Source organism: Streptomyces sp. NPDC102514 (assembly GCF_055584525.1).
The window spans coordinates 384,691-402,483 of sequence record NZ_JBVJLW010000002.1 but is presented as its reverse complement, the minus strand read 5'-3'; the positions used below and the strand labels follow the sequence as shown (position 1 = coordinate 402,483).

The following is a 17,793-nucleotide window of genomic DNA, read 5'->3' as shown; positions in this document are numbered from 1 at the left end:
TCGGGACAGTTCTTCGACAGGCTGTGCGCAGACCGCACAGAAGTGCTCAGCGGGAACGTAGAACCTGGCCGTGGAACAGGTCAATGCTCTTGACGCGCACGGTCGTTGACAGTTGCCGATCTGTGCTCCTAGCGTGCGCAGAGCGCACCCCCGTGCGTCCCGTGGAGGCGACGATGCCTGCTGGAGATCGCGAACCGCATTTCGTCCGTTCCTTCGAGCGCGGCCTCGCGGTCATCCGCGCCTTCGACGCCGACCATCCGGAGCTGACGCTCAGCGAGGTGGCGCGGGTCAGCGACCTGACCCGCGCGGCGGCCCGCCGCTTCCTGCTGACCCTCTTCGACCTGGGATACGTGGAGACGGACGGCCGGATGTTCCGGCTCACCCCGCGCGTCCTGGAACTCGGATACTCCTACCTGTCCAGTGTCACCCTGCCGGAGATCGCCGAGCCGCATCTGGAGCAACTCGTCGCGCAGATAAGGGAGTCGTCGTCCCTGTGCGTCCTCGACGGCGACGACATCGTGTACGTCGCCCGCGTACCGACGCACCGCATCATGACCGCGACCATCACCGTCGGCAGCCGCTTTCCCGCCCATGTCACCTCGGTCGGGCGGGTGCTGCTCGCGCAGCTGCCCGACGAGGAGATCGACACCCGGCTGTCACGCGCGGACCTCGGCCCCCTGACCGCCCGCACGATCGTCTCGCCCGAACTGCTGCGCACAGAACTGCGCCGGGTACGCCGTCAGGGGTACGCGATCGTCGACCAGGAACTGGAGGAGGGGCTGCGCTCGGTCGCCGTCCCGGTGCGCGACCGGGACGGCGAGGTGGTGGCCGCGGTCAACATCCCCGTGCACGCCAGCCGCAACTCGGTGGAGTCCGTACGCCGTGACCTGCTGCCCCATCTGCTGGCCACGGTCGCCCGGATCGAGGCGGACCTGCGGATCACAGGTCGAGCACGAGGCGCTTCCCGAGGCACCGGGACACACAGATGAGCATGGTCTCGCCGGCCGCCCGCTCCTCGTCGGTGAGCACCGAGTCCCGGTGGTCGGGCGTGCCGTCGAGGACGTCCGTCTCACAGGTCCCGCAGGTGCCCTCGGTACAGGAGAAGAGCACCTCGACGCCCGCCGCGCGCACGGTGTCGAGCACGGTGGCGTCGGCGGGCACGGTGAGTGTGCGTCCCGACCGCTCAAGAACGACATCGAACTCGACGTCACCGGACGCCTCCTGAAAGGCCGTCACATCCCGGTCCCTGGGCTGGAAGCGCTCGACGTGCAGGGTGCCGCTCGGCCACCCCGCGCACCGCTCCTCCACGGCGTCCAGCAGTGGACCGGGGCCGCAGCAGTAGACGAGCGTGTCCGGCCGCGGGGTGCCGCCGAGCGCGCCGGCGAGATCGAGCAGCCCGTACTCGTCCTGCGGAAAGACACGCACCCGGTCCCCGTAGGGCTCCAACTCCTCCTGGAAAGCCATGGAGTTGCGGGTCCGACCGCCGTACAGCAGGGTCCAGTCGGCGCCCGCCGTCTCGGCCGCGGCCAGCATCGGCAGGAGCGGGGTGATGCCGATGCCGCCCGCGACGAAGAGGTAGCGGGGTGACGGCTTCAGGGCGAAGTGATTGCGCGGCCCCCGCACCCGGACCTTGTCGCCCTCCCGCAACTGCCCGTGCACATGGGCGGATCCACCGCGTCCCTCGGGCTCCCGCAGTACCGCGACGCGCCACGCGCGCCGGTCGGCGGGATCGCCGCACAGGGAGTACTGCCGCTCCAGGTCGGGCCCCAGGAGTACGTCGATGTGGGCGCCCGGTTCCCAGCCGGGCAGCTCCTCGCCGAGCGGATGGCGCAGGGTGAGGGCGAGTACGCCGTCGGCCGCCAAGTCCCTTTGCCCGACGACGAGTTCGGCTTCGTAGGCCTCATTGGCCTCGTAGGCTTCGTACGAGGTCATGAGCGGTGTCCCCCGGGCGTGTGTCGTTCGGGCATGTGTCCTTCAGGCGTGTGTCCTTCGGGGTGGCCGAGCATCCACTCCCACATCGCGACCGGGTCCTCCGCGGTGTGCTCGGCCCCGCAGTGACAGGTGCCGTGGAGCACGTCGGTGCCCGGCAGCCAGTCGATGCGGTAGACCTCACCGGTGGGACTGCTCACAGGACCTTCTCCACGGGCTTGTCGCCCTCCTCGACCAGCCGGGCGAGGATACGGCGGGCGGCCAGACCGCCGGTGTCGATGTTGATGCTCAGCTCCTGGTAGCCGCTCCGCTCGGTGCCGAGCGTCCGCTGCAGCAGGTTGAGCGCGTCGACGTCCTGCATCACGACGGTGTGGTTGTTGGCCCGCAGGAACTCGGTGACCTCGGCGTCGTCGGTCGCCCAGTCGCGCGAGACCATCCAGAAGTCGTACACCTTGCCGTCGGCGGACGGGGTGATGGCGTACGTGATCTCCGTGTGGAAGCCGTTCGGGTCGCTGCCGTCGGGTTCGGGCACGACACCGACCGGCGCGATCCGGCTGTGCAGCAGATACAGACACGGCGCGTGGTACTCGATGTCCTGCCAGCGGGTGATCCGCCCCTTGATACCGGTCGACTTGGCGTAGAAGGGCGGGCATGCGGCGTCGGCCATGCGCCGGCTGACCCGCACGATGCCCGCGCCCTCGTCCACCTCGGTGGTGATGGGCGTCTCGGCGACCTCGGGGGTACCGATGTAACCGCCGTGCAGATACGTCTCGTGGGACAGGTCGAGGAGGTTGTCGACGAGGAGCCCGTAGTCGGCGTCGATCGGCTCCATCCCGCTGACGGTGACCCAGCCGGGGGAGTCGAGATGCCTTGCCCGCGGTATGACCTCCGGGTCGGCGAGGGCGGGGTCGCCGATCCACACCCAGATCAGGGCGTCCCGCTCGACCACCGGGTAGGCGGCGACGCGGGCGGTGCGCGGGACCCGTTTCTGACCGGGCACGTACACGCACGCACCCGTCGTGTCGTACGTGAAGCCGTGGTACCCGCAGACGATCCGGTCGCCGTCGAGCCCGCTGGCGGACAGCGGATAGCGGCGGTGCACACACCGGTCGTGCAGGGCGACGGGCCGGCCGTCGTCCTCGGTCCGGTAGAAGACGAGCGGCTCCCCGAGAACGGTCCGCCCGAGCAACTCCCGCCCGACCTCATGGGCGTAGGCGGCTACGTACCACTGGTTCCTGGCGAAGGCGGTGGTGTGCGGCATCTTTGCTGCTCCCGTCTCTGATGGGTGGTCGCATCGTCGGGGAGAGCGTCAGCGGGCCGCAATGCCCCTTCCGCCTCGCGGAAGTCTTCGGGCGGGGTTCGCGCCCGAAGTGGTCCGCCGTGCGAAACGGCTCCGCCCTCCCGGTGGGAGGGCGGAGCCGTCTGGTGCAGCGCTTACGGGCGCGGGGTCAGGCGTGGCGGCGGTTTCCCGCGATGACCCGGTACAGGGCGAGCAGGATGAGCGAGCCGACGATGGCGGCGATCCAGGTCGAGATGTCGAAGAAGCCGTCGATGGAGTCGACGCCGAAGATCACCTTGCCGAGCCACCCGCCGAGGAGACCTCCGGCGATACCGATGAGCATCGTGATGATGATGCCGCCCGGGTCCTTGCCGGGCATGAGCGCCTTGGCGATGAGGCCCGCGAGCAGACCGATGAGTATCCAGGCGATGATGCCCATGATTGTGTCTCCTACCTGGTCGTATAAAGACTGTGTCAGGACATCCGAGTGTTCCGTGCCGGTGTTTTCAAACACGGGTTCGTGAGATTCACAGGTTGCCGGGGGCGAAGCCGAGTCGGTCACGAGCGTGAGTCCGTGGGGCGGTCCTTCGCGTCGGACGGGGTTTCGGGGGTCGATGCGCCTGGGCGGAACAACCGGTGGTCGTACCAGGCCGGGACCAGTGCGGCCGTCATGAGGGCGCCGGTCGCGGCGAAGGCCACGGCGTAACCCGTTCCCGCGCTGAGGAGGCCGAAGAAGACGGCACCGAGGCCCATCCCCGCGTCGTAGGCGAAGTTCCACAGAGCGCTGGCAACGCCGTAGCCCGACGGGGGAACGCGGGCGTACATCAGTGTCTGGGTGGCGTTCTGCGCGATGCCGAAGCCGGTGCCGAAGAGGGCCATGCCGACGAGAACGGCCGCGGCGCTGCCCGTCGGCGCGGTGGCCAGCATGCCGCCGGCGCACAGCAGCAGACCCGGGACGACCAGACCGGCAGGACCGTGGCGGTCGCCGTACCGGCCCGCCACCCAGCGGGCCCCGATCGCGGCGGCGGTCTGCAGGAACAGCGCCGCCGAGACCAGTCCCGCCCGGTCCGGCGGCACGGCCAGCGGCAGGAACGTGGCGATGATCCCCGCCCCCAGCGCGGTGGTCGCGAAGACCGCGGCCGGCAGAGCTAGCGCCGGGGTGCGGAAACCGTCGACCATGCCCAACGGCTTCTGCGCGGCCGGTTCACGCCGGGGAAGGCCGGCCACCGCGGGGACGGTGGCGAGCGGGAGAACGGCCGCGATGACGAACACCGCGCTGAAGCCGGCGTGTTGGGCCAGCCACACGCCCAGGGGGAGAGCCACCACCGACTGCGCCCCGGACACGACACCCACCAGGGCCAGGCCCTCGCCGCGCCGCTCGGGGGGTATCAGCACCGCGGTCAGGGCGCCGCCACCGACCACGGTCAACGCGAAGCCCGCACCGCGCGCGAGGCAGACGGCCACGATCGAGCCCATGCTGTGCGACACGGTCAGCAGCAGCGAGGGCGCGCCCAGCAGGACCAGCCCGGTCGCCAGCACGAGACGGTGGCCGAAGCGGGCCGTGAGGCGGGGCGCGGCCAGTTCGCCGCAGACGGTCGCCAGCATCAGCGCGCTGGTGGACAGCCCCGCCGCACCGCTCCCGCCCCCGGACTCCTCGGCGTACAGAGGGACGACCGACAACAGCAGGAAGAAGCTGGCCGAGGCTCCGACGATGGTGACCAGCCGCAGCATCAGCGGCCAAGTCACCAACGAAGGCTGGAGGTTGCTGCTACCGGGCCGCCGTCGTGTCCGGTCCTCAGGCCGCACGGGTGTGGATCCTGATCTCCCGCAGATTGCGTCGGCACGCGTCGATCGCGGCGTCGGTGTCGGGGCCGAGAGCCGAGATGTGGCCCAAGCCGTCCCACTGGCCCTCCAACGGGCGCACCAGGTCACCCGGAGCCACCCCGAGGCTCACCGCGAGGGTGTCCGGGTCGGCGCGTACCCGCTCGACACCCTCGACGCGCTCGACCCTGCCCTCCTCGGCCACCACCAGCCAGCTCGCGGCGGCACCCCGGGCCACCGGGCGCCCGGGCAGCGGGTCCGCCAGACCCAGGGCCCAGGAGAGGGCCAGGGACTGCGCGTCGTGCCCGTACACGGCGTCGATCATGTCGGTGAGGAGGGCACCGCCCACCCGGTTCTGCGACTCGCAGATCACCGGGCCCCGCGGGCTGAGGATGATCTCCGTGTGCGCGGGGCCGTCCCGGAACCCCATCGCCCGGAGGAAGCGCCGGGCGGTGTCGGCCATGCGCTCCTCGTCCTCGGCGGACAGCCGGGCCGGCAGGGCGTGGCCCACATGTACGTGGGTCCGCGGCCGGGTGATGGCCTCGGTGACGGTGAGCACCACGTGCCGCCCGTCGAAGCTGAAGGTCTCCACGCTGTACAGCGGCCCCGGGACGTACTCCTCCATCATGAACTGTTCGATGTCGTACGCACCGGTCAGCGGGTGTTCCGTGGCCGTGTGCAGCCGCCGGATCCGCTGCCGGGCCGCTCCGAGTGCATCCGCGCCCTCCACCTTGACGACGCCGAAGCTCGCCGTGCCACTGGTGGGCTTCACGATGAAGGGATAGCCGTGCGCGGCTCCGAACCGGTCCAAGTCGGCGTCCTCGGTGAGCAGTTCGGCGGCCACCCGGCGGGCGCCCACCTGCGGTCCCTCGGCGAGCCGGCGGCGCATGAGCCACTTGTCGGTGAAGCGGTGGCTGACCTCGTAGGGCGTTCCGCCGAGACCCAGCAGGTCGTTCACCCGGGCGGCCGGGTCGAGCCCGGGTTCGGTGAGCGACACGGCGGCCGAGAAGCCCCGGTTCTCGTACGCCGACTCCACCAGCGGTCGCAGGGACCGCCAGTCGGTGTAGTCGGTGAGGAGGACGGCCTCGGCCAGGGACCGCTGCTCGGGCGCGAACTCGTCCTCGAACTGGACGTACACCACCCCGAGTCCGAGGTCCGCCGCCTTCCGCAGGTGTTTCGGTGTGCCGCCGATGAGCAGGACGCGCTTGGCATTCCTCATTCGGGCTCCTCGCGGACTTCGGGCTCCTCGCGGAACAGGCTGGGGAAGTAGTTGATGTCGGCGAGCAGGATCTCGGGGAGCGAGGCCGCTGACGGTGGCAGGGAGCCGTGCGGCCCCGCCAGCAGGTCGCGCTGGCGTCGCAGCGACTCCGCGGACAGAGGCAGGGCCCCCGCGCGCAGGTATCGGATCGCCCCCTCGGGGTCGCGGCGGGGGACGATCTGCGACCTCGCGAAACGGCTGGCGCTGAACGGGATGTCGAGCGTGCCGTCGGCGAAGGCCTCGACGATCGCCCCGGCGACCGCCGCGGACGTGGCCGCGCGCCCCTCCAGCACCGGTCCGACGATCTCGGCGACCTCCGCCAGGATCCAGCGGCGCTCCTCGCGGACCCGGTCCTCGTCCGCCGAGAGGAAGTCCAGGAGCGGGGAGTTGGCCCGGTCTGCCAGCCGCACCCCTTCGATGTTCGCCCGCACGTCCGGGATTCCGGCCGCCTCCTGATGGGTCTTGGTGATGATTTTCGAGGCCCTGCCCAGCCGGGCCACCAGTGCGCCGTACAGGATCAGATCCTCGGCGTGGCGGCGCGCCCGGGGGAAGACGCCCATGAACTCGTGCAGTACGGGGTGGACCGTGACGTGCGGCGGCAGATAGCGCTCGGCGAGCACGGGGATGGCGGTGAGCGCGGCCACGTCCTGTTCCAGATGGCCGCCCTGGGGATACGCGATCGACAGGCAGCGCACTCCGGCCCGCGCGGCCAGTACCGCTTCGAGCACGCTGACCGCGAGGCTGATCGACGGCGGGACCAGGACGGCGGTGAGCGTGCCGAACAGTTCGCGGTCCACCACCAGTCCCAGCTCGGCCAGTTCGCCGCAGCGACGGTCCACGCGGTCCCAGGCCGCCAGTGACACCGCCAGGGGCACCTGCTTGGAGTAGGGCAGGTTGTAGGAGATGCCACCTCCCTCGAACGAGGTGATCCCTCCTGCCACGGCCACGTCGAAGAGCCGCTGCGGCTCGGGCGAGCCGTGCCGTACCTCCAGGGGCGCGGCGACCGCCTCGTTCAGGTCCCGGGCCCGCCGCCAGCCGTGGGCCACCAGCGGATAGCCGTTGAGTTCCTGCGGGCGGGTTGCCAGCAGCCGTTCCGCCTCCCCGAAGCGCCGCAGCCGGGTGTGCGAGTCGATGGTCAGGCTGAGCACGTCCGGTGCGGCCTCCGCCTCCAGGGAGCGCAGCAGGGCCCGCATGCCGTCGTGCCGGGCCACCCCGCACCGGGGCTGGACCGCCACCCGGCAGCGGTTGCGGGCCGCCGCCAGGACCTGCGCCACGCCGGGCTTGCCCAGCGCGGCGACGTAGGCGACGGACTCCCGCAGGCTCGGGAGGGCGGCCCCGGATCCGGTGCTCCGGCCGGGACCCGCGACCCCGGAGTGCCCGGCCGACGGCGGCCCGGTCATGAGACGCGGGCGGGTCCGGACCACGCGGGCTCCGCGCCGAGGGTCTGCCCAGAGACGGCGCGATCCGCGACGGTCCGCCCGTCGACGGCCCGACCGACGGTGAAGTGGCGCCCCGCAGAGCGCAGTTCGGCCAGCGCCGTGGGGAGGGTGGCCGGGTCGTGGACGATCCGGTCCACCCCCAGGGCGTACAGCCGCCGGTCCGACGACAGACTCTTGCTGCTTCCCACGGAGAGGTTCCCGCCGACCACCACCGGGCAGTGGACGCGCCCCGACCTCTTCGCCTCCCTCAGGCCCCGCAGATCCTCGTGGATGTGCCCGTTCAGGCTGCCCACCAGGAGCGCCTCCGCCTCCGGACGCCGTACGCAGGCCCGGGCGAACTCCTCGACGGGCGTGCAGGCCCCGAGGTTCTCCACCTCGAAGCCCTCGTCCCGCAGGAAGCGGGCGATGAGCTGGTTGGCCACGACATGGCAGTCGCTCGCGGCCACCCCGAGGATGACCAGCCTCCGGGGCGGCGCTGTCGTCCACGGCATCGGCTACACCAGCTCCCCGGTGCACGCGTCGTCCAGGTACGCCTGTTTCGCGGCGGTGTCACGGGCCGAGCGCAGATAGCGCGACCAGCCGCGCCGCTCGTGCGAGGTGGCGTCCAGCTCGACGACGTTCTGGGTGGGCCGCAGCAGTCCCGGCTTGGGCGGGTAGGGCAGGAAACCGCCGTCGTCCTTGTAGAACAGGCCCTGCCACATCTCGTCCCGGTCCCGCCACACACAGACGAGCATGTAGTACTTGCCGCCGTCCAGGTGCAGCAGCACGAACCCCAACTCCCCCCGGAAATCCAGCTCCTTGGCCGCGACCTGCTCGGTCAGGAACGTGCGGGCCCCGTCCGTGACGTGCGGGGCCGCCTTGTCGTCGGCACGGCGGATGTCGTACCACTTCAGACAGGCCCCCGGTACGGCCAACGGCGGGCCGGGGAAGATCAGCTTGGCGGTGTGCGTCCAGTTCGCGGGGTACTCGGACAGACCGGAAAGGGTCTCGTTCGTCCTGATCATTGGTCTCCATGCCTTTCGCCGGGTGGGTTGGCGGCCCCTACCGCCGGGGGCCCTCGTACAGGTCGGCGCGCTCCAGCGCGCGCAGTCGCCGGTGGTCCGCCGCCACGCGGGCCGGGTCGGCGGAGCCCAGGTACACATAGCCGGGGGACGAGGCTAGGTCCGTCGTGCGCGGCAGCACGGTGCCCTCCGGCATGGTCAGCGCCATCTCGACGAACGTGCCCAGGGCGCGTACCGGCGCGAACCGCTCGGCGGACAGCGGGCCGCCGGTCCGGGGCGAGCGGAGGGTGACGTACCGCAGATGGGCGCGCGGCCGATAGCGCGGCAGCTGCCCGCGCGCGGCCTCCTCGGGATGGGCGAGGGCGCGCGCCAGACATGCCAGCTGGTCCGTGCCCAGGAAGCGGGACACCACGGACGGCGTGTGCGAACCGCCGTGGCGGGCCGCGCACTCCACCAGGACGGGCCCCCGCCCGGTCGTGATCACCTCGGTGTGGGCCGCCCCGTTGCGGATCTCCAGCGCGTCGAGCACCCGCAGCGTGTACGCCGTCAGCACGCCGACCACCGGGTCGTCCGGGGGCACGGGCTCCTCGTGGTCGTACATGGGCCGGTCGCCGACCGGCCGCTTGTGATAGCGCCACACCTCGACCACATGGTGTACGCCACCGCTGCTGACCGTGTTGATGAAGTACTCCGCGCCCGCCAGATGCTCCTGGACGAGCACGGCGACGTTCTGGCCGCCGTACCGGTCGCGGCCGGCCGTGATGGCCGCGACCCCGGCCCGCAGCTCCGCCTCCGAACGGCAGAACAGGACGTTGTCCGTACCGGCGCTGGCCAGCGGCTTGAGCACGACCGGCCACCGGCCGTGCCCGCGTGCCCACGCGACCACCTCGTCGGCGCTGTCGGTCGCGAGACACGCCGCCGTGGACTGCCCGGACTCCCGCACCGCGCAGGCCATCTCGTACTTGTCCCGCCGGGCCGACGGCCGGCTCATCCCATGGCCAGGCGTGCCGAGTTCGGCGGACAACGCGTCGGCCAGGAGGACGCCCGACTCGGCGCCGGCGACGACACGGTCCACCCCGTACCGGCGCAGCGCGTCGGCCGTGGCGGCCAGGTCACCGCGGTGCGTGACCTCCGGAGGCCGGTCGGACAGGTCCGAGCGGTCAGTCCGGTCCGGCTGGTTCGCCAGGTGCGGGTTCGGGGCGTCCGACCGCACCAGGACGCTCCGTACGCCCTCGCGGGCCAGCGCGCCGGGCAGGAAGGCGCCCATGCCGTCGGCGTCCACCACGGCGACCCGGGTGGCCGGGCCCGTGGCGCGGGCGGCGTACGCGGGGGACGGCCGGGCGCTCATGCCCCGCCCGCCCCCGGGATACCGGCGGCGGCCAGCGCCAGCCCGTGGCTGTCGGCCTCGCCGTCGGTCAACTCACCCGCGGCGTACTTCTGGTAGGCCGCCAGATCGAAGTGCCCGTGTCCGGACAGGCCGAACAGGATGGCCCGGGAGCGCCCTTCCTCGCGGCAGCGCAGCGCCTCGTCGATGGCGACCCGAAGGGCGTGGGTGGACTCCGGGGCCGGCAGGATGCCCTCGGTACGGGCGAACCGGACGCCCGCCTCCAGGCAGGCGACCTGGCCCACGGCCGTCGCCTCGATCAGCCCGTCCTCTACGGCCCGGCTCACCGCCGGGCCGATGCCGTGGGCCCGCAGCCCTCCGGCGTGCACCGGCGGCGGTACGAAGCCGTGGCCGAGGGTGTGCATCCGGAACAGCGGGCCGAGCCCGGCCGAGTCGGCGTAGTCGTAGGCGATCGTCCCCCGGGTCAGGGTGGGGCAGGCGGCGGGCTCCACGGCGATGATCCGCACGGGCCTGCCGCCCCGCAGCCGGGCGCCCAGGAACGGGAAGGCCAGCCCGGCCAGGTTGCTGCCGCCGCCCGCACAGCCGATGACGACGTCCGGGTGGTCCCCGGCCAGTTCCATCTGCCGCACGGCCTCCTGGCCGATCACGGTCTGGTGCAGCAGCACATGGTTGGCGGCGCTGCCGAGCACGTACCCCAGTGACCGGTCGCCGGCGGCCGTCTCCAGCGCCTCGGAGGTGGCGATGCCGAGGCTGCCCGGGTTGTCCGGGTCGTCGGCGAGGATCTTGCGTCCGACCGCCGTCCGTGTGCTGGGGCTCGCCACGCACTCGGTGCCGTAGGTCTCCATCAGCACCCGGCGGTAGGGCTTCTGCTGATAACTCACCTTGACCATGAAGACCTTGGCGGTCATGCCGAAGAACGCCGCGCCGAGGGCCGCCGCGCTGCCCCACTGACCGGCGCCGGTCTCGGTGACCAGCCCGGTCCGGCCCGCCAGCTTGTTGTAATACGCCTGCGGAACACCGGTGTTGGGCTTGTGGCTGCCCGTCGGGGCGCCGCCCTCGTACTTGTAGTAGATACGGGCCGGGGTGTCCAGGGCACGCTCCAGCCGGTGCGCCCGGACCAGGGGGGAGGGGCGCCACAAGGTGTAGATACGGCGCACCTCCTCGGGTATCTCGATCTCCCGGGCGGTGCTCAACTCCTGGTCGATCAGCGGCTCGGGCATGGTGGCCGCCATCTCCGCGCGGGTCAGCGGCTCCCGGGTCGCGGGGTTGAGGGCGGCGTGCAGCGGGCCCCCCGGCAGGTCCGCCGCGAGGTTGTACCAGTGCGTGGGCGTGTCTTCCTCGCCCAGCAGGAACTTCGTCCTTCGCATGTCAGGGTCCCTCCACCGGGGCCGTGCCGGTCGGTGTGGTCGTGTCGGTCGTCCTGGCCGCCCCGGTCGCTTCGGACACGAGCGAGCCCGTGGTCGTGGTGTGCACGCCCGCGAACAGCAGGGGGTGCGCCTCCCGGATGCCGCCGACGACCTCCGCGTACGGGAAGTCGTCGAACTCGCCCCGCACGGCCAGGAACTCCATGTGGCGCCGGCCCTGCTCGTCGTAGGGGTGGTAGTAGCTGTCCGCCTGTCCGTCGAAGTCGAGCGGCTTGATGCCGTACAGCGTGCACAGCAGTGCGTTGAACACCGGAGTCGCCCTGACCCAGGCCTCGTTGAGCCGTACGGAGGTCAGGCTGTGGAAGCGGAAGACGTCACCGCCCATCAGCGTGCGCAGCCGGGGCGAGGCGAGATGGTTGCGCACGTCCGCGTAGACGAGCCGGCTCTCGATGCCCACGACGCGTACCGCGGCGGCGTAGACGATGGACTTGTGGACGCAGAACCCGGCGCCGCGTTCGATGACGCTGCTGGCCCGGAGGCCCCTGGCGGACAGGTCGCAGTCGTACACGTCGTAGCGGATGCCGTCGCGGACGGCGTAGTAGAGGGCCACGGCGGCATCCACCGGGTTGCCGGGATCCGTCGAGCGCAGGGCTTCGCGGACGAACTCCCGTACCACCGGCGACTCGTGGTCCAGGAACTGCGTGGGCCGCAGCCCCGTGCGGATCCCGGTCGTCATGTCGTCTGCTCCTTCACACCTTGGGCGTTCTGCACGCCTCGGGCCGCGGCCCGGGACAGTCCCAGGAAGGCCGCCAGCCGCTCGCGCTGGATCTCGGAGGTGCCCGAGTAGATCGTTCCGGCGACCGCGTTGCGCAGGTCCCCTTCGAGGCCGTACTCCGCGGTGTAGCCGTGTCCTCCGAAGATCTGCACGGCGGCCAGCGCGGAGGAGACGTTGGCCTCGCTCACCACGAGCTTGGTGATGGCCAGGTCGGTGGCGACGCTCTGCCCGGCGGTGAACTTGTCCGCCGTGTCGTAGAGCCACTTCCTGGAGGTCTCCAGGCCTATCTGCATGTCGACGATGCGGTGCGAGACCGCCTGGTTGGCGCCTATGTGCCGGCCGAACTGATGCCGTCCGCGGGCGTGTTCGACGCAGCGCTCCAGCCGGTGCTGCATCTCGCCGAGGATCCCGGCGAAGCCGCAGAGGATCTCCCACTTCATGACCTCGTCGAGGACCAGGAACCCGGATCCCACCGTGCCCAGCACGTGCGAGCGGGGTATCCGGACGTCCGACAGGAAGAGTTCGGACAGCGGTGACGTGCGCAGGCCCATCTTCGTCAGGGGACGGCCGTGCGCCACCCCCGCGGTGTCCGTCGGGACCAGGAATGCCGTGATTCCGTCGAGGTGTCCGGGAGCACCGGTACGGGCGTACACCACCACGAGGTCGGCGATCGGGCCGTTGGTCACGAAGGCCTTGCTGCCGTCGAGCACGAACTCCTCGCCGTCCCGCCTGGCCGTGGTGCGCATCGCCAGCACGTCCGAGCCGCCGTCCGGCTCGGTGATCGCGTGTGCCCCGATCACGTCGCCCGCGCACACCCTCGGCAGGTGGCGGGCCTTCAGCTCCTTGGAACCGAACCGCTGGAGAGGAACACCGGTGCTCACGATGTGGGTGCACGCGGAGAAGACGAGCCCGGCGTCGGGGCAGCGGTACCCCAGGCCCTCGAAGACGTACATCAAGCTCGGCAGGTCGAGGCCCGCACCGCCCCAGGCGCTGTCGAACGGCGTCCCGAAGAGCCCGATGCCGCGCAGGTGTCTCCAGCCGTCCCACGCGAACTCCCCGCGGGCGTCCCTCTCCCCATGTCCGGCGCCCAGGTCGGCGCCGACGGCCTCCGCGGTGGTCCGCAGCGCCCTCTGCTCGTCTGTCCAGTGCCTCATGGTGACCCCGTCAGTAACCCGTCAGTGGTCGGTGGACCGTCAGTAGTGCGAGAACTCGTCCTGGTCCAGGTTGTGCCGTTCGCCGCCCTGCAGAGGCGGGTTGAAGACGCTGATCAGCTCCAGGTCGGCGCCCGGCGCGGCGATCAGGAAGTGCGCGTCGTGCCGGTCCAGGGCGTAGAGGACGCCCGGGCGCAGCTCATGGGTGGCGCTCCCGTCGGGCAGGGAGATCCATCCCTGCCCGGTGATGCAATAGCAGGCCTCAAGGTGCCTGCGGTACTCAAGGCGGGACTTCGTGCCCGCCCTTACCACCGTGTGGCAGAAGGAGAAGCCCATCCGGTCGGCCTGCAGCAGCAGGCGGTGACTCAGGCCGTTGCCCCACTCGACGACCGGAGCCTCTTCCTTCGTGCGTATCAGCATGTCGTTCCCCTAGTGCGTCTTTCCGCCGGAGGCGCCGGCGGCGTCACCGGCGCCGGTGGGCGTGTTCGTCTCGATGAAGTTCTGGATGGCCGCCACCGACCGGAAGGACTGGAGCGACAGGTCCAGGTCCTCGATCGGGAGGCGGTAGCGCTCCCGCAGCCAGCCGATGAGCTCCAGCAGCTGGAGGCTGTTCACCACCCCCGTGTCGAAGAGGTCCAGCGACGGCTCCAGGTCCGCGGCGGAGGTGTCGGGCAGGTAGGTGGCGACGATGTGCTGCGTGATCTCGTGCCGCAGGCTCATGCTGAGGACTCCGGTTGCGTGGGTCGGTTCGGCGTGGCGTGGTGCCCGGCAGTGAGGACGGACCGCACCCGGGCGCGGTCGACCTTGCCGGTGATGCCGGTGGGCAGTGGTTCGCGGGTGAGGTGGACGGTGGGGACGGCCGCCCGGGGCAGCCAGGCGGAGCAGTGCGTGAGCAGTTGCAGGCCGGTGACCGCGCAGTCGGGGGCGACCCGCACCAGGGCGTGCAGGCGGGTGCCGGGACCGGGCGCCGCGAGCGCGACCACCGCGGCCTCCATGACCTCGGGATGGCTCTGCGCCACCTGCTCCACCGCCTCCGGGCTGACCCGGACGCCGCCCACCTTGACCTGGAAGTCGTCGCGCCCGACGAGGGTCAACTCGCCCTCGCTGTCGCGCCGGACCAGATCGCCGGTCCGGAACCAGACCGGCTCCGAGGTGCCCGGCGCGGGACGTACGAACCTGTCGTCGCCGTCGTCCGCGCCCAGGTAGCCGTCCGCCTGGAACGGGGTGTGCACGAACAGTTCGCCGGTGCCGGGCCCCTCCAGTTCACGGCCGTCGCCGACCAGCCGGACACGGGCGCCCGGCAGCGGACCGCCCAGCGGCAGCGCCTCCAGGTCGGCCACCTCCCGTGCGCCGCACGAGTACAGCAGGCTGTCGTTGGTCTCCGTGCAGCCGTACACGTTGTGGAACTCCGCCCGCGGAAACAGCTGGGCGAGTCGGCCGCGCAGGGAACGCGGGGTGTGCTCTCCGGTGAGCAGCACATGGCGGACCGAGGTGAAGGGCTCCGCGTCCGGCCCGGTCCCGGCCAGCAGCCGGAACAGCATCGGCACCGCCTGGACGACCTCGGGCCCGGTCTCCCTGAACAGGCCTGCCAGGTGACGCGGATCGGTGGCCCGGCCGGGGTCCACCGGGATCACACAGCCACCGTGCCGCAGGGTCGCCCAGACGTCGAAGAGGCTGAGGTCGAAGTTCAACGGGGCATAGCTGAGCACCCGGTGGCCCGCGCCGAGCGGGAAGGCGCTCCCGGCCCAGCGCGTGAACCGGTCCAGCGCGGTGTGGCTCAGACAGACGGTCTTCGGCAGTTTCGTCGAGCCCGAGGTGGTGAGCAGCAGGGCGGAACCGGGTGGCGCCGGCCGGGCGGGCACCGGGACCGGTTCGAGCGCGGCCTCCGCGTCCGTGCTCGGCACCAGCAGGCCGACGCAGCCCGCCCGTTCCGCCAGCCGGGCCGCGGCCAGCCGGCCCAGGTCGGGGGAGAGCAGCAGAACGGTCCGCCGGGCGAGCAGACAGGCCAGCACCAGGGCGAGCGACGCGGGGGACTTCACCGCGCGGACCGCTATGGGGGCGTCCCCGCGGAGGTCCGGCGCGGCGAGCCGGAGGGCGGCCGTGTCCGCGAGCGCGGCCAGCCCGCCGTAGGTGAGCGTGGCGCCGTTCCACAGCAGCGCCGGGGCGTCAGGGGTGCGCCGGTCGTGCGCGAGGATGTCCTGCGCGAGGGAATCGAGCATGGTGCCCGTACCGCCAATTCCTGGATTCTTTCGGGGCAGCCGCATGCCGGTGAAGCGGCGGTTGCACGCCTGAAGGGATCTTAAAAATTCCGAAGAGACCTGCGGCGAACAGATAGGAGCGGGTGGCAGTGTCTTCTGCTGTTCGACGCCGAGCAGGCGTCGGATTGCCGGTGCCGCGGATTTTCTCTCCGGAACGGGACCGCAATACAGTTCCGCGGGAAATGCATGTGCTGCCCCTTTCGTGGAACGACGGCACGGCCTGCGCGATGTACGGATACTCCGCCGCTGTCATGCGTGGGCGAAGAGCCTCAAACGGAATGGTCGTTCACAGGGCCGCCAGACTTTCGCGCAGCGTGTCCAGACCCATGGCGCCCAGACCCAGTGCGCGCGTGTGGAATGTCCTGGCGTCGAACGCCGGGCCATGGCGGCGGCGCGCCTCGTCGCGGGCGGCGCACCACACCCGCTCGCCGAGCTTGTACGAGGGCGCCTGGCCCGGCCAGCCCAGGTAACGGTCGATCTCCTCGTCCACACCGCCCGGATCGATGAGCGTACGGGCGAGCAGGAAGTCCCGGCCCAGCTCGGGCGTCCAGCGTTCACCCTCGTGGAAGCCGGCACCGGCCGGGACGGGCAGTTCGAGGTGCATACCGATGTCGATGACCACCCGTGCCGCGCGGAACAGCTGCGCGTCCAGCATGCCCATGAGGGCGGCGTCGTCCTTGAGGTGGCCCAGTTCCCTCATCAGCCGCTCCGCGTACAGGGCCCAGCCCTCGCTGTGGGCCGACACATGGCACATCAGCCGCTGGAAGCGGTTGAGCCGGCCGGCCTGGAGCACGGCGGTGCCGACCTGCAGATGATGTCCGGGAACGCCCTCGTGGTAGACGGTGGTGACCTTGCGCCAGGTGGGGTGGTGGGTCCGGCCCGCGGGCAGCGACCACCACACCCGGCCCGGCCGGGAGAGGTCGTCCGAGGGGCCGGTGTAGTACGTGCCGCCGCCCGCCGGCGCGATCCGGCACTCCAGCGTCGCCAGCGGCGCGGGGATGTCGAAATGCGACCCGCGCAGCTCGGCCGACGCCGTGTCGCAGAGATCCTGTGCCCAGCGCCGGAAGGCCTCCGCTCCTTCCGCCCGGCAGGCCGGATCGGCATTCAGCACGGCGGCAGCCCCGCGCGGTCCGGCGTCTGGCGCGATCCGGTCGGCCACCTGCCGCAGTTCGGCCTCGATGGCGAGGAACTCCTGCCAGCCCCAGGCGTAGACCTCGACGGGGTCCGGCGCGGCACCCGTGAAGTGGCGGAGCCACAACCGGTAGGTGTCGGCGCCGACGGCGTCCCGGACCGGCGCCGCCGGGGCCAGGTCGTCGCGCAGGAAGCGGGCCAGCCCCGAGTAGGCGTCGGAGGCCGCCCGTACGCCCGTGTCCAGGTCCGCGCGGAGCGCGGCCGGTACGTCGGCGTCGGCGGTCAAGGTGGTGAAGTACCCCGCGGCCCAGCTGTCGCACTGCGCGGCGCACCCCGTGACCTGGCGCAACGCGGCCACCGTGCCGCGGGAGGCGGCGTGTCGCAGGCCGTCCTGAAGGCGCGTCACGGCCTCCGGTAATCGGGCCAGCCGGGACGCGATCACCGCCCAGTCGGCCGGGGTGCGGGTGGGCATCAGGTCGAAGACCGAGCGCAGGAGCTGTACCGGGCTCTCGATGACGTTGAGCGCGGCGCTGTCGAGCCCGGCCTCGTGGATCTCCACCTCCATGCCCACGCGTTCGGCGAAGACGGTACGGGCGGTGGCCTCGGCGGCGTCCCGCGGCCGGGCGGCTGCCACGGCGCGCAGTGCCGCGGCGTTCAGGTCGGCGCGGGCCCGGTGGCCCTCGGGCGAGTAGTCGGTGAGCCGGCCCTCCTGGCCGGGGATGCCTCGGACGGTGGCGGCGACCGGGTCCAGGTCTGCGTGGCGGGTGACGTAGTCGTCGCACAAGGAGTGAACAGAATCAGTAACCGCAGCGTGCATATGCCGACTGTAAGGAACAGGCGGCAGAATCAGCCACCACTTTGAGGGCCACTACCTGATCATCTATGAAGGTATATCGTAATTTTCTGGACAAAAAGTGACGAAACCAATGTTGAAATTTCATCGAGGAGTCTGTGGCTCCATGGTGCGGGTGATATCTCGTGGTGCTTTTGTCCGACCTGAGGAAATCATTCCGGGAACGCGATCCGGCCATTGTTCGCAATG

At 71.4% G+C, this 17,793-nt stretch carries 18 protein-coding genes; 1 reads left to right on the top strand and 17 read right to left on the bottom strand.

The window, feature by feature from the left end; translation table 11 throughout:
• Window positions 1-173: 173 nt before the first annotated feature.
• On the top strand, window positions 174-989 hold the full coding sequence (locus ACZ60E_RS06770; RefSeq protein WP_384807168.1) for an IclR family transcriptional regulator domain-containing protein: 816 nt from the start codon (window positions 174-176) through the stop codon (window positions 987-989).
• On the opposite strand, the gene ACZ60E_RS06765 is transcribed toward ACZ60E_RS06770, so the two are convergent.
• From ACZ60E_RS06765 to ACZ60E_RS06685, 17 genes are all read right to left on the bottom strand, one after another.
• Window positions 940-1,932, bottom strand: coding sequence for a PDR/VanB family oxidoreductase (locus ACZ60E_RS06765; RefSeq protein WP_469438818.1), 993 nt, complete (start codon window positions 1,930-1,932; stop codon window positions 940-942). The two genes, ACZ60E_RS06770 and ACZ60E_RS06765, sit on opposite strands and share 50 nt — an antisense overlap.
• Entirely contained in the window at window positions 1,929-2,129 is a 201-nt protein-coding gene (locus ACZ60E_RS06760; protein ID WP_469438817.1) for a hypothetical protein, read from the bottom strand. Before ACZ60E_RS06760 ends, ACZ60E_RS06765 begins: the two co-directional genes overlap by 4 nt.
• Complete coding sequence (locus ACZ60E_RS06755; RefSeq protein WP_469438816.1) at window positions 2,126-3,190, bottom strand: Rieske 2Fe-2S domain-containing protein; 1,065 nt, start codon at window positions 3,188-3,190, stop codon at window positions 2,126-2,128. The genes ACZ60E_RS06760 and ACZ60E_RS06755 overlap by 4 nt, the downstream gene beginning before the upstream one ends.
• 187 nt (window positions 3,191-3,377) lie before the next feature.
• Complete coding sequence (locus tag ACZ60E_RS06750) at window positions 3,378-3,647, bottom strand: GlsB/YeaQ/YmgE family stress response membrane protein (RefSeq protein WP_384807175.1); 270 nt, start codon at window positions 3,645-3,647, stop codon at window positions 3,378-3,380.
• Between the two features lie 119 nt (window positions 3,648-3,766).
• Entirely contained in the window at window positions 3,767-4,954 is a 1,188-nt protein-coding gene (locus ACZ60E_RS06745; protein WP_453793293.1) for an MFS transporter, read from the bottom strand.
• Between the two features lie 49 nt (window positions 4,955-5,003).
• Entirely contained in the window at window positions 5,004-6,248 is a 1,245-nt protein-coding gene (locus ACZ60E_RS06740) for an ATP-grasp domain-containing protein (RefSeq protein ID WP_469438815.1), read from the bottom strand.
• Complete coding sequence (locus ACZ60E_RS06735; protein WP_469438814.1) at window positions 6,245-7,711, bottom strand: methylaspartate mutase; 1,467 nt, start codon at window positions 7,709-7,711, stop codon at window positions 6,245-6,247. Before ACZ60E_RS06735 ends, ACZ60E_RS06740 begins: the two co-directional genes overlap by 4 nt.
• Window positions 7,684-8,217, bottom strand: coding sequence for a cobalamin-dependent protein (locus ACZ60E_RS06730; RefSeq protein ID WP_469438813.1), 534 nt, complete (start codon window positions 8,215-8,217; stop codon window positions 7,684-7,686). The genes ACZ60E_RS06735 and ACZ60E_RS06730 overlap by 28 nt, the downstream gene beginning before the upstream one ends.
• Before the next feature lie 3 nt (window positions 8,218-8,220).
• Window positions 8,221-8,730 carry a hypothetical protein gene (locus ACZ60E_RS06725; protein ID WP_469438812.1) on the bottom strand — a complete coding sequence of 170 codons (510 nt, stop codon included), beginning with the start codon at window positions 8,728-8,730 and terminating at the stop codon, window positions 8,221-8,223.
• Between the two features lie 37 nt (window positions 8,731-8,767).
• Window positions 8,768-10,075 carry an ATP-grasp domain-containing protein gene (locus ACZ60E_RS06720; RefSeq protein ID WP_469438811.1) on the bottom strand — a complete coding sequence of 436 codons (1,308 nt, stop codon included), beginning with the start codon at window positions 10,073-10,075 and terminating at the stop codon, window positions 8,768-8,770.
• Window positions 10,072-11,439 carry a TrpB-like pyridoxal phosphate-dependent enzyme gene (locus tag ACZ60E_RS06715; RefSeq protein ID WP_469438810.1) on the bottom strand — a complete coding sequence of 456 codons (1,368 nt, stop codon included), beginning with the start codon at window positions 11,437-11,439 and terminating at the stop codon, window positions 10,072-10,074. The genes ACZ60E_RS06720 and ACZ60E_RS06715 overlap by 4 nt, the downstream gene beginning before the upstream one ends.
• Before the next feature lies 1 nt (window position 11,440).
• Window positions 11,441-12,172 (bottom strand): transglutaminase-like domain-containing protein, encoded by a 732-nt coding sequence (locus ACZ60E_RS06710; RefSeq protein WP_469438809.1) that lies wholly within the window; start codon window positions 12,170-12,172, stop codon window positions 11,441-11,443.
• A complete protein-coding gene (locus ACZ60E_RS06705) occupies window positions 12,169-13,365 on the bottom strand; it encodes an acyl-CoA dehydrogenase family protein (protein WP_469438808.1) in 1,197 nt (398 codons plus the stop codon). The genes ACZ60E_RS06710 and ACZ60E_RS06705 overlap by 4 nt, the downstream gene beginning before the upstream one ends.
• A gap of 39 nt (window positions 13,366-13,404) precedes the next feature.
• The gene (locus ACZ60E_RS06700) at window positions 13,405-13,782 is read right to left on the bottom strand and encodes an ectoine synthase (protein WP_384807193.1); all 378 of its coding nucleotides are present in this window, start codon (window positions 13,780-13,782) and stop codon (window positions 13,405-13,407) included.
• A 9-nt stretch (window positions 13,783-13,791) separates the two neighbouring features.
• Window positions 13,792-14,082 carry a phosphopantetheine-binding protein gene (locus ACZ60E_RS06695; RefSeq protein ID WP_469438807.1) on the bottom strand — a complete coding sequence of 97 codons (291 nt, stop codon included), beginning with the start codon at window positions 14,080-14,082 and terminating at the stop codon, window positions 13,792-13,794.
• The gene (locus tag ACZ60E_RS06690) at window positions 14,079-15,581 is read right to left on the bottom strand and encodes an AMP-binding protein (RefSeq protein WP_469438806.1); all 1,503 of its coding nucleotides are present in this window, start codon (window positions 15,579-15,581) and stop codon (window positions 14,079-14,081) included. The genes ACZ60E_RS06695 and ACZ60E_RS06690 overlap by 4 nt, the downstream gene beginning before the upstream one ends.
• 325 nt (window positions 15,582-15,906) lie before the next feature.
• Window positions 15,907-17,535 carry a DUF885 domain-containing protein gene (locus tag ACZ60E_RS06685; protein WP_469438805.1) on the bottom strand — a complete coding sequence of 543 codons (1,629 nt, stop codon included), beginning with the start codon at window positions 17,533-17,535 and terminating at the stop codon, window positions 15,907-15,909.
• Between the last annotated feature and the right edge of the window lie 258 nt (window positions 17,536-17,793).